Consider the following 12,314-nt stretch of genomic DNA (forward strand, 5'->3'; position numbering starts at 1 on the left):
TTAACAATCACGGCTTCTAATGGCACTTCTTGTGAAACGATAACTACCATAGCCATTCCATCGGATTGCCCATCGGATTGTGTCTTCCCAGACTTAACAGTTGGACAAGGAATTTGTGATGGTGTAGGCGCTACTACATATACGGTAAACTTTACAGAGACTACCGGAGCAACACTCACTGTTACTGGAGGAACAAATAATGGTGATGGTACAATTGCTGGAACCATAGGTACAGATATAGAAATCACAGCCACAAATGGTAGTTGTGAAAGTATAATTACTATTACATCTCCAACGGACTGTGATAATCCATGTGATAGCGCAAGTATTAGTATAGGAGGAACAGAGTGTTCAGAGGATTTAACAACTTATAGCGTGTTGTTTACAGCGGTTCCAGGAGTTACTGTTACAGCAGATCAAGGAACGGTAGATCTTGCTAGCGGAACAATCACAGGTATTCCAACAGGAACGAATGTTATTATTACAACTAGTTATACTGGTTGTACAGAAGATAGAGTGGTTACTGTAACAGCTCCTTTATGTTTATCCTCTGGTATTGCTATTTTAAAAGATGGTGTTTACGAAGACAGTAATAACGATGGTATTGTAAATATTGGAGATACTGTATTATATACTTTTGAAGTTAGTAATACTGGTGACACAGCCCTTACTAATATCACTGTAACTGATCCAAAGGTGACCGTAGTTGGTGGTCCAATAAATTTAGCTGCTGGCGAAACAGATGCTACGAGTTTTACGGCTTCTTATATGATCACACAAGCAGATATTGACGCAGGTGGAGCTTATAACTTGGCGACAGTAACAGGAACTGATCCAAGAGGAGATCCTATAACGGAGACTTCTACAGATCCAACGCCTGTAGATCCATCGGATCCAACAGCGCCACCAGTAGACCCAACGTGTCCTGATTGTACGATTACAGTGATTCCAAAAGAAACTGGTATTGCTATTTTCAAAGATGGTATTTATGAAGACAGTAATAACGATGGCATTGTCAATATTGGAGATACTGTATTATATACTTTTGAGGTTAGCAATACTGGTGAAACAGACCTTACTAATATCACTGTAACTGATCCAAAGGTTACCGTAGTTGGCGGTCCAATAGACTTAGCTACTGGTGAAACAGATGCTACGAGTTTTACGGCTTCTTATATGATCACACAAGCAGATATTGATGCAGGTGGAGCTTATAACTTGGCGACAGTAACAGGAACTGATCCAGGAGGAGATCCTATAACAGAGACTTCTACAGATCCAACACCTGTAGATCCATCGGATCCAACAGCACCAGCAGTAGATCCAACGTGTCCTGATTGTACGATTACAGATTTCCCTGATGAAGTATCGCCACCACCACCATCAGATGCGACTGATATAGCAATCACTAAAGAGATAAGTAAGTTGTCTGCAGTATTAAATGAAGAAATTGTCTTTACAGTAACGGTTACTAATTTAGGAACTATCGAAGCTACAAATATTGAAGTTAGTGATAAACTCCCTAGCGGATATCGCTTTGTGGGAGCAACCTCAGATGTTGGTAGTAACTATAATGAAATTACAGGAATACTTAGTATAAATAGTTTAGCTCCTGGTGAAAGCGTAACACTATTAATGCGTGTGGCTGTTCTTAATATTAATGATTATATGAACACAGCTCGATTAGAATTTTTAGATCAAGAGGATTTAGATGATACAAATAATGAGGCGAGCGCTGGTTCTGGAGTTGTACTTTCAAATTGTTTTGAAATATTTAATGAGATGACTCCTAATAATGATGGTAAGAACGATTACTTTAAAATCCAATGTATTGAAAACTATCCAGGAAATACGGTAGATATTTATAACCGATGGGGTATAAAAGTTTACAGTGCTAAAGATTATCAAAATAATTGGGATGGAACCTCTGATGGTCGTGCTACGATAGACAAAGGAGCGAAGCTTCCAACGGGAACTTATTATTATGTGATTGACTTAAATGAAGGGGATAAACCACTCGTTGGTTGGTTGTATATCAACTAAGAAAAAGGAGCTGTTTAATTTTAGAATATTAAAATAGATGAAAATAGTACATAAATATACATTAGGGATTTTATTAGGATTGTGTGCATTCACATCTTGGGCTCAACAAGACCCGCAGTTTACACAGTATATGTATAATACAATGAGCGTAAACCCAGGGTATGCAGGGAGTCGTGAAGTATTCAGTATAACAGGACTTTATCGCAATCAATGGGTTGGAGTAGATGGAGCACCTACTACTCAAACATTAGGAATTGATACGCCGCTAGGAAAAAATGTAGGAGGGGGACTTTCTATTATTAATGACGAATTAGGGCCTTCCCAAGAGACTTATGTTGATGGAAATTTTTCATATACAGTAAATACAGGAGTGGATCATAAATTATCCTTTGGACTTAAAGCTGGGGTACGTTTTTTAAATGTTGATTTTACAGAAGGAAATATAGAGGATCCAACTGATAATAATCTTCAAAATATTAATTCAGAAGTACTTCCTACAGTTGGTGCTGGTATTTATTATCATACTAATAAATGGTACTTAGGGTTTTCTGTTCCTAATTTTTTCACTTCAGATCATTATGATGAAGTTCAAGGGAATATTGCTGCTGAACGAATGCATTACTACCTTATTGGAGGATATGTGTTTGATTTAGGTGCTTCCGTGAAGTTTAAGCCTGCCTTTTTAGCAAAAGCAGTGGAAGGAGCTCCTTTTTCATTGGATCTTTCTGCAAACTTTTTAATTCAAGAGAAGCTAACATTAGGACTTGGTTACCGTTGGGATGATTCTGTAAGTGGACTTATCGGTTTTCAGCTTACTCCAGGAGTATTTGCAGGCTATGCATATGATTATACCACAAGCGAACTAAATAATTATAATAGTGGAACTCATGAAATTATGGTTCGTTTTGATATCTTTAATAACCGTAGAATTAAATCACCTAGATTCTTTTAATTATGAAAATGAAACTACACTATACGCTACTGTTACTGATGTATCCAATTTTTATGATGGGACAAAGTTCTTCGGTGGCAAATCGATATTTTAATGAATATGCCTATGTAAAGGCTTCATCGATGTATGAAGAGATTGTAAAAAAGGATTCTTCGCAGGTCAATTTAGAACGTTTGGGAGATAGTTATTATAATATAAGAAACACCCAAGCGAGTGCTCCTGTTTATGCAGCGCTTTTAAAAGATTATGAAAAGCAAGTAGCTCCTACGTATTATTTTAAATATGCACAGAGTTTAAAATCTAATGGAGAAGATGCTTTGGCGACTACTTGGTTTGAGAAGTTTTTTAATGCTATTGAGAATGATCAGCGAGCTCAACGTTTTTTAGAAGGAATTACTACGGTAAATAAATCTAAGATTCCTGTTGCAGAAAATATTAAGTTGTCAAATATCAACACCGAATATTCGGACTTTACAGGGTTTATTCAAAAGGACACACTGTATTGGTTTTCTACAAGAAATACTACAGGAAGCAAAACCTATCAATGGAATTCTCAGCCTTATTTGGATGTCTTTGCTTCTAAAATAAGTCCCGAGGGAACCATAAACCCTGCGTTAGAAGCTAATTTTTTAACTGATATTAATACAAAGTATCACGAGGCGACTCTATGTATTACAAAGGATGGAAAGACAATGTTTTTTACACGTGATAATTATGACGGTAGAAAGCTTGGTAAAGACAAGGAGAAGACAACGCATTTAAAATTGTATAAGGCTAGTTATGTAGATGGTAGATGGGAAGATATTACAGAGCTCCCAATAAATAGCGATGCTTATTCGGTAGGACATCCAGCGTTGAATGCAGATGAATCGAAACTATACTTTGTATCAGATATGCCTGGGAGTTTAGGGAATACAGATTTATATCAAGTAAATATTGTTAACGGCAATGTTTCAGAGCAAACAGTAAAGAGTTTAGGGGATCATATAAATACAGAAGGAGATGAAATGTTTCCTTTTATTGATGCTGATAATAACTTATATTTTTCTTCAAACGGACACCCAGGATATGGGCTTTTAGATGTATTTGTAGCTTCACCTGTTGGAGATCGTTACGATACAGTAGAAAATATGGGAAGGTCTATAAATAGTAATCGTGATGACTTTGGTTTTATAGCTAAAGACGGCTTTGGTTTTATGGGATCGAATCGTGAGAATGGTATTGGAGATGATGATATTTACCGTTTTGATTTTAATAAATGTGCAAAGACACTTCAAGGAATTGTTTATGATGAGCGGACTAAAGAACCATTACCTGATGCTACCATCCGATTGATAGATACCAATGGAGAGCAATATGCTACAATAACTAGTGGAAGCGATGGTTCGTATAGTTTTGAGAATATTGATTGTTTTCCGTCTATTGTTGTTACTGGAGATAAACAAGATTATCGCCCTGCAAAAGTAGATGTGACTCTAGCAGAAGCACTAACCACACAAGATTTATATTTAACCAACTTAATAGTAGACGATCAGATTGTTTTAAAGCCTATTTACTTTGATTTTGATAAATCAGATATCCGTCCAGATGCTGCTTATGAACTGGAGAATATTATAACAGTAATGACCAATCATCCAACAATGGTGATTGCAATCGAGTCGCATACTGATTCTAGGGGTCCAGATGAGTACAATAGATTGTTATCAGATAGAAGAGCAAAGTCTACTCGGGATTACCTATACAGCAGAGGACTTGCTAGAGAGCGTATCCAAAGTGCAATTGGTTATGGAGAATCACAGCTATTAAATGGTTGTAGTAATGGAGTACGTTGTTCTAAAGAAGAACATCAACTGAATAGACGTTCTGTATTTAGAATCGTAAAATAATAGATGTTAGGATTATAAATGTGTATTCATCCTCGGAGGTTTCTTCGGGGATGAGTGTTTTTATATAACAATCTAAAACAAGTACATCAAGGACCTTACAAACCAGAACAGTATAAATATCTTAATCTAATTCCTTTAGACGTCCGCTAAAGGCTTAACTTAGGTTTGAAAGTAAGTTTATGCTTAATACTCTAAAAGCTCTTGTGGCTTAAAAGATGTATAAATATTCAGAAATGAAAACGCGATAAATTAAAAAAGCTGAACAATAAATTTATTGTTCAGCTTTTTTAGAAGTTCTTAATTATTTATTATATAAAAGAACTATATATTTTATTCAGCTAATTCGAAAACAGCCAATGGAGCCATACGAGATTTTGTAATACTAAGAACTCCATCTTTAATAGTGTAAGTGTCTGCCTTAGCTAGAATTCCTAAAAATTGACTTTCGATTTTCATATCGATACAAGCTTTTCTTGTACTTGCCATTTCAGAAGTAGAAAATCTATTTCCCTCTTTTAGAGTATATGTTCCTGAGAAATTATTACATCCAGAATTTCCACTTACTCTATTTTCTTCAGAAGAAAACATTATAAATGCTTCAGGAGCTGGTTTCTTACTCTCAGCAACAGGTTTTCCCATTAGAGATACAAGCTTCCATTTTTTATCTGTAAGCGCTTCATTTTTCACCATAACTTCTTTGTTAAGAACGTATTTATCAGCCAAATCGCCTTCTATTTTATTACCGCTATTATCTAATTTGGTAATTGTGTTTTCGCCAACAAAATATTGTTGATTAGCATCTTTATCTAAAGTAATTTGATTTCCTTTTTCATTCCATGCGAAAGATCCCGTTGAAGTATGTGGTTCTCCTTCCTTCCCCATATAGGAACTAACAATACTATATGTTTTATCATCATTTAGTTGAATAGTTGTTTCTATTCCTTCGCAGTCGGCACATGGTAAAATTCCAGTGTAAGTTCCATTCCAGTCTAAAGAATTTTCACTATTATGAGAGTCTACCATTGTTTCTTCTGTAGCAGAAGTAGTTTTATCTTCTTCTTTCTTTGCCTTTTCGTTACATCCAGTGGCTAATAATACCATGGAAAACATACTTATAGTTATTACTTTTAAACTCATCATTCTTTTTATTTTTTTAAATTAATTTTTATACTTCAGCATCAAAGTCTAATTTCTTTTTTCTTAGCTCAAAGTTTTGACCTAAATAGACTTTCCTAACCATTTCATCAGCTGCCAATTCTTCGGGAATTCCAGCTTTTAAAATATTACCTTCAAACATTAAATAAGAACGTTCGGTAATCGCTAATGTTTCTTGAACGTTATGATCTGTAATTAAAATTCCTATGTTTTTATTTTTTAGCTGAGCTACAATACGTTGGATATCTTCTACCGCAACTGGATCTACTCCTGCAAATGGCTCATCTAATAAAATAAAGCTTGGATCTGTAGCTAGTGCACGTGCGATTTCTGTTCTTCTACGCTCACCACCAGAAAGTAAATCTCCTCTATTTTTTCTGATATGTCCCAAACTAAACTCATCAATAAGCGCTTCCATTTTCATCTGTTGCTCCTTTTTAGAAAGTTTAGTAAGCTGTAGGACACTCATAATATTATCCTCAATACTTAATTTTCTAAAAACAGAAGCTTCTTGTGCTAAATACCCAATTCCATTTTGAGCACGCTTATACATAGGATAATTGGTAATCTCTTGATTGTCTAAAAATATTTTACCTCCATTTGGTTTTATCAGACCAACAATCATATAAAAAGAAGTAGTCTTTCCAGCTCCATTAGGGCCTAAGAGTCCAACAATCTCACCACGATTTACTTCAAGAGAAATTCCTTTAACTACTTTTCGTCCTTTGTAGGACTTCATGATATTTTCAGCTCTTAGCTTCATATAATGTTGCTTGCTTTTAGTACTTTAATTGCTGTATAGTATCTATAATTCCAAAAATATGCATTTTCATTATAAATAGCCTACAGTTTAATATAGGTTTAGGATTCTTTATTCTCTAAAGCATCCCAAAATTCGTAAGCTTTCCTTAAATGAGGAACTACAATTGTACCACCAACTAGTGTTGCAATTCCTAAAGCTTCTACAACTTCATCTTTAGTAAGTCCTTCTTTATAGCTCGTTTCAAGATGATATTTTATACAATCATCACAACGCAATACAGCAGAGGCAACTAAACCTAATAATTCCTTAGTTTTTACATCTAGAGCACCAGCCATATATGCATTGGTGTCTAAATTAAAAATCCTCTTAATCAGTTTATTATTGTCTTGTAAAATACGGTCGTTCATCTTAGAACGATAGTCATTAAATTCGTCTACGATATCAGCCATTATTTCTTAGATTTTTCTTTTCTTAATTTACGTGCTTCTCTTTTAAGTACAATTTTGGAAATATAAATACTTAATTCATATAATATAATAATAGGAATAGAAACTACAATCTGACTTGCTACATCTGGAGGTGTAATAACCGCAGATAGAATAAGCACGATTACAATAGCGATTTTTCTATATTTTCTAAGGAATTCTGGAGTAACGATACCTATTTTTGTTAGGAAATACATTAAAATAGGAAGTTCGAAAATAAGACCACACGAAATAACAGAAGCCCTAATTGTAGAAATATATGATGCCAAATCGATATCATTAAATACCTCTTTACTGACTTGGTAATTTGCTAAGAAGTTTATAGAAAGTGGTGAAATTACATAGTATCCAAACAATACTCCCATAAAGAATAGAAGAGAGGCTATTAATATAAATCCACGTGAATTATTACGTTCTTTTTCATAAAGTCCAGGACTTATAAAACGCCATAATTCCCATAAAATATATGGGAAACCAATTATAAAACCTGCCCAGATTGAAGTCCAAATATGTGCAGAAAACTGTCCTGCCATTTGTCTACTTTGAATTCTAAATTGAGGACCTTCACAAAAGGACTCATCCATCCCTAAAGACTTAGAAATGCTACAAAAGAATTTATAGGTGGGGAAATCTGCTTTTTTGGGACCAAAAAGGATTGTATCAAAAATGAAATCTTTAGCAATAAAAGCAACAATTCCAATAATCATTACCGCCAGAACAGCTCTAATTAAGTGCCATCTTAATTCTTCCAGGTGATCTAGGAAAGACATCTCTTCATTCTCACCAGTTCCAATTTGTTTTGTCATTATAAAATTCCTTCTTTAATTAAATCATGAAGATGTATTACTCCAAAATATTCATTGTTTTTTTCGACTAGTAGTTGAGAAATACCAAATTGATCCATAATATCCAATGCGTCAACTGCTAGCATATCATGGTTGACAGTTTTAGGATTGACTGACATAATGTCTTCTGCCTTTAATCCATTTATGCTATCGTATTTACTTAACATTCTACGAATATCACCATCTGTAACGATTCCTACAATTTTATTTTTGTTAATTACGGCGGTAACACCCATTAATTTTTCTGAAATTTCGACGATGACTTCTCTTACATCTGCATCCTCAGTGACTTCAGGCTTAAAATTAACTGCGGCAATATCTTTAACACGTAGGTAAAGTTTTTTTCCAAGTGCTCCTCCAGGATGATATTTTGCAAAATCTTGACTGCTGAAACCTTTAAGCTCTAATAAGCAAATAGCAAGTGCGTCTCCCATAACCAATTGAGCAGTAGTACTAGTAGTTGGCGCAAGGTTATGAGGGCAAGCTTCATTCTCAACATGAGCATTAATTACATAGTCTGCCTGTTGCGCCAAAAATGATTGTTTATTGGAAGTAATGGCAATAAGTTTATTAGGACCTTCTTTAATAAATGGCACTAAAACTTTAATTTCTGCTGTATTTCCACTTTTAGAAATGCAAATCACAACATCATCCTTAAGAATGGTACCTAAATCACCATGTATAGCATCTGCTGCATGCATAAATACAGACGGAGTGCCAGTAGAATTAAAAGTAGCGACGATTTTATTTGCTATAATGGCACTTTTTCCCACGCCCGTAACAATTACTCTCCCCTTGGAGTTGTATATATACTCTACTGCGTCAGCGAATTCATCATCTATAAAAGAGGCAAGGTTTTTGATGGCATTACTCTCGTTATCGATCGCCTTTAATGCATTGGCTTTGATGACACTTTTAGTATTCAAATTTAAATTTTTTAGAATTTGTAATAACTAAAGATTAATAGTATCTTTAGTAGTGCAAATGTATATAAAATAGTAAAACGAAAGGATGAGTTCAGCTGAAATTGACTTACAAGCAGCGCTTAAACAGTATTTTGGATTTAGTCAGTTTAAAGGTTTGCAAGAAAAGGTTATTAAGAATATTGTTAATGATCATAATACGTTTGTTTTAATGCCTACTGGCGGAGGGAAATCTCTCTGTTACCAATTACCAGCGCTAGTTAAAGATGGTACTGCCATCGTAATTTCCCCCTTAATTGCACTGATGAAAAACCAGGTGGATGCTATTCGTGGAATTTCTTCGAATAAAGGCATTGCACATGTTTTAAATTCTTCGCTAAATAAAACGGAAGTTCGACAAGTAAAAGAAGACATTACCAATGGAGTTACAAAATTACTTTATGTAGCGCCAGAATCATTAACGAAAGAAGAGTATGTAGAATTTTTTAGGACGGTAAAAATATCGTTCGTTGCCGTAGATGAAGCCCACTGTATATCAGAATGGGGGCATGACTTTAGGCCAGAATACAGAAATATAAAAACAATAATACAGCGTTTGGGTGATGATATTCCTATCATTGCACTTACTGCAACCGCAACTCCTAAAGTTCGAGAGGATATCTTAAAGAATCTTGGGATGAGTAGTGCAAAGGTTTTTATGGCTTCATTTAACAGGCCGAATTTGTACTACGAAGTGCGTCCGAAGACTAAAAATGTAGATGCAGATATTATCCGATTTGTAAAGCAAAACGAAGGTAAATCTGGAATCATCTATTGCTTGAGTAGAAAGCGTGTTGAAGAATTAGCACAAACACTTCAGGTAAACGGTTTAAATGCAGTTCCTTATCATGCAGGTTTAGATGCGAAAACAAGGGCTAAACATCAAGATATGTTTTTGATGGAAGATGCCGATATTGTAGTCGCTACAATTGCTTTTGGTATGGGAATAGATAAACCCGATGTACGTTTTGTAATACATCATGATATTCCTAAAAGTATTGAAAGTTACTATCAAGAAACTGGGCGTGCAGGAAGAGATGGAGGGGAAGGACATTGCTTGGCTTTTTATTCTTACAAGGATATTGAGAAGTTAGAGAAGTTTATGAGCGGCAAGCCTGTTGCAGAGCAAGAAATTGGTCATGCTTTATTGCAAGATATGGTGGCTTATGCAGAAACTTCTATGTCTAGAAGAAAGTACATACTTCATTACTTTGGAGAAGAATTTGACGAAGTGAATGGAGAAGGTGCAGAAATGGATGACAATATTAGACATCCTAAGAAAAAACATGAAGCTAAGGAAGATGTAGTTAAATTGCTGCATGTAATTAAGGAAACTAAAGAGAAGTATAAAGCAAAAGAGATAGTAAATACTTTAGTAGGAAAGGTAAATGCGGTAATAAAATCTCATAAAACAGATGAACGTCCTTTCTTTGGAATAGGAAAAGATCACGATGCATCTTATTGGATGGCTTTAATTCGTCAGGTTTTAGTTTCAGGAATGTTACGTAAAGAGATCGAGCAATATGGTGTTTTACATATTGCGGCCAGAGGAAAGGAATATATTGCAAATCCAACTTCCTTTTTAATGACAGAAGATCACTCTTATACGGAAGCCAATGATGATACCATTGTAACCTTAGGGAAAAGTGGTGGCGCCGTTGCAGACGAGAAATTACTTAAAATGCTAAGAGATTTAAGAAAGCAGCAAGCTAAAAAATTGGAGGTGCCTCCGTTTGTTGTTTTTCAAGATCCTTCATTAGAAGATATGGCTTTAAAATATCCTATTTCACTTGAAGAATTAATTAATATTCACGGAGTAGGAGAAGGGAAAGCAAAAAAATATGGAAAGCCATTTGTAGCATTCATCAAAAAATATGTAGAAGAAAATGATGTAATACGACCAGATGATATGGTTGTAAAATCTACAGGTGCAAATTCGGCTTTAAAACTTTTCTTAATTCAGAATATAGATAGAAAGTTACCATTAGATGATATTGCAGCTTCTAAAGGTTTAAAAATGGATGACCTTATTAAAGAAATGGAGCAGATTGTTTTTATGGGAACTAAGCTAAATCTTAATTATTGGATCAATGAGATTTTAGACGAAGATCAACAAGAGGAGTTATATGATTATTTCCTAGAAGCTGAAGATGATAAAATATCATTAGCAATGGAAGAATTTGATGGGGAATATGAAGATGATGAGATTCGTTTGTACCGAATTAAATTTATTAGTGACGTAGCAAATTAATTTTTTAAATAGCTTGAATAATCTCCGTGACTGATAAGAACAAAATTATCTGGGGATTTTTTAAAATGATAAACAGAGGCTTTTATTTGAGTATTATTTACTTGGATGAAAGCCTCTCTCTTTTCATAATAGTCAAAAGAAGAGTCGTAAATCCCTTCGTAACCATCTAAGGCTTTTATTACCGCGTTCGTGTTGGAATTTATTTGATATACTTCACCATAAATGAAATTCGTAGCGTTTTCATTAAAAACAGCTCCTGGAAAACTTCCTAAATCATAGATCTCGCCTTTAGTTTTTCCTTTCCCAATAAATAGACTGTTTTTTCGTAAAAATTCAGCAATAGAATTATGAAACCCACTCATTAAAGTTCCGTAGACAAAAACATACATATATTTGTTAATTGGATATTTTGTAATAACGATCAATACAATTATCTGCTTCGTTATAGAATTCTTTGATAAAATTAAAGGTAGAATCTAAAATACGTACGGAAGTAACATTGTTCTTATCCACATAAGCAACAATCTCCTTTATTTTTTTCTCTTCAAAAGCATATTTAATAAGTCCGTTTGTAACTTCTTTACCATACCCCTTTTTCCAGTATTTCTTTAAAAGTCTATAGCCAATTTCATGTTCATTTTTTTCATTTTTCACTAAAGCTACAGTGCCAATAAAATCATTATTTTCAGATAAAGTTATAGCCCAAACCCAGAAATCATTTCTTGGATCTTTATAGAATTTTAAAATATTCTCTAAGTCTTTTTTATTCTCTTCAAAAGTAAATACTTTACCACCTACATACTTCATCACCTCTTGATCGTTTTGCATTTTATGAAACAAATCGAGGTCTTCTGTAGTTAGTGCTCGTATAGATAATCTTTGAGTGTTGAATATCATACTATAAAGGTATAATAAAAAACTAACAGTTAACTTCCGTTATGTATTAAGACGATAAGCGTACTATAAATAAGT

Annotated in this window: 11 protein-coding genes; 4 read left to right on the forward strand and 7 right to left on the reverse strand. The window is 34.3% G+C overall.

Annotation, left to right across the window (positions count from 1 at the left end):
* The 3 genes from JM658_RS10035 to JM658_RS10045 form a co-directional block, all read left to right on the forward strand.
* The coding region (locus JM658_RS10035; RefSeq protein ID WP_236959127.1) for a DUF7507 domain-containing protein at positions 1 to 2,043 on the forward strand (2,043 nt) is incomplete at its 5' end.
* Between the two features lie 37 nt (positions 2,044 to 2,080).
* Positions 2,081 to 2,995, forward strand: coding sequence for a PorP/SprF family type IX secretion system membrane protein (locus tag JM658_RS10040; RefSeq protein ID WP_236959128.1), 915 nt, complete (start codon positions 2,081 to 2,083; stop codon positions 2,993 to 2,995).
* A gap of 8 nt (positions 2,996 to 3,003) precedes the next feature.
* A complete protein-coding gene (locus JM658_RS10045) occupies positions 3,004 to 4,881 on the forward strand; it encodes an OmpA family protein (RefSeq protein WP_236959129.1) in 1,878 nt (625 codons plus the stop codon).
* Positions 4,882 to 5,211: 330 nt separating this feature from the next.
* On the opposite strand, the gene JM658_RS10050 is transcribed toward JM658_RS10045, so the two are convergent.
* From JM658_RS10050 to JM658_RS10070, 5 genes are all read right to left on the reverse strand, one after another.
* Positions 5,212 to 6,021 carry a copper resistance protein NlpE N-terminal domain-containing protein gene (locus JM658_RS10050; RefSeq protein ID WP_236959130.1) on the reverse strand — a complete coding sequence of 270 codons (810 nt, stop codon included), beginning with the start codon at positions 6,019 to 6,021 and terminating at the stop codon, positions 5,212 to 5,214.
* 25 nt (positions 6,022 to 6,046) lie between these two features.
* Positions 6,047 to 6,799 (reverse strand): LPS export ABC transporter ATP-binding protein, encoded by a 753-nt coding sequence (gene lptB / locus JM658_RS10055; RefSeq protein ID WP_236959131.1) that lies wholly within the window; start codon positions 6,797 to 6,799, stop codon positions 6,047 to 6,049.
* 98 nt (positions 6,800 to 6,897) lie between these two features.
* Entirely contained in the window at positions 6,898 to 7,248 is a 351-nt protein-coding gene (locus JM658_RS10060; RefSeq protein ID WP_236959132.1) for a carboxymuconolactone decarboxylase family protein, read from the reverse strand.
* The gene (gene tatC, locus JM658_RS10065) at positions 7,248 to 8,090 is read right to left on the reverse strand and encodes a twin-arginine translocase subunit TatC (RefSeq protein WP_236959133.1); all 843 of its coding nucleotides are present in this window, start codon (positions 8,088 to 8,090) and stop codon (positions 7,248 to 7,250) included. Before tatC ends, JM658_RS10060 begins: the two co-directional genes overlap by 1 nt.
* Positions 8,090 to 9,055: a KpsF/GutQ family sugar-phosphate isomerase gene (locus JM658_RS10070; RefSeq protein WP_236959134.1), complete on the reverse strand. Its 966-nt coding sequence runs from the start codon at positions 9,053 to 9,055 to the stop codon at positions 8,090 to 8,092. The genes tatC and JM658_RS10070 overlap by 1 nt, the downstream gene beginning before the upstream one ends.
* Positions 9,056 to 9,140: 85 nt before the next feature.
* Between JM658_RS10070 and recQ the strand changes: the two genes are divergently transcribed.
* Positions 9,141 to 11,342, forward strand: a complete 2,202-nt coding sequence (gene recQ / locus JM658_RS10075; protein ID WP_236959135.1) for a DNA helicase RecQ — start codon at positions 9,141 to 9,143, stop codon at positions 11,340 to 11,342.
* Here recQ and JM658_RS10080 read toward each other — a convergent pair.
* Together JM658_RS10080 and JM658_RS10085 are read right to left on the reverse strand one after the other, a co-directional pair.
* Complete coding sequence (locus tag JM658_RS10080; RefSeq protein WP_236959136.1) at positions 11,339 to 11,731, reverse strand: gamma-glutamylcyclotransferase family protein; 393 nt, start codon at positions 11,729 to 11,731, stop codon at positions 11,339 to 11,341. The two genes, recQ and JM658_RS10080, sit on opposite strands and share 4 nt — an antisense overlap.
* A 7-nt stretch (positions 11,732 to 11,738) precedes the next feature.
* Positions 11,739 to 12,239, reverse strand: coding sequence for a GNAT family N-acetyltransferase (locus JM658_RS10085; RefSeq protein ID WP_236959137.1), 501 nt, complete (start codon positions 12,237 to 12,239; stop codon positions 11,739 to 11,741).
* Positions 12,240 to 12,314: the final 75 nt, after the last annotated feature.

It is taken from the genome of Joostella atrarenae (assembly GCF_021764745.1).
GTDB classification, from domain to species: Bacteria; Bacteroidota; Bacteroidia; order Flavobacteriales; family Flavobacteriaceae; genus Galbibacter; species Galbibacter atrarenae.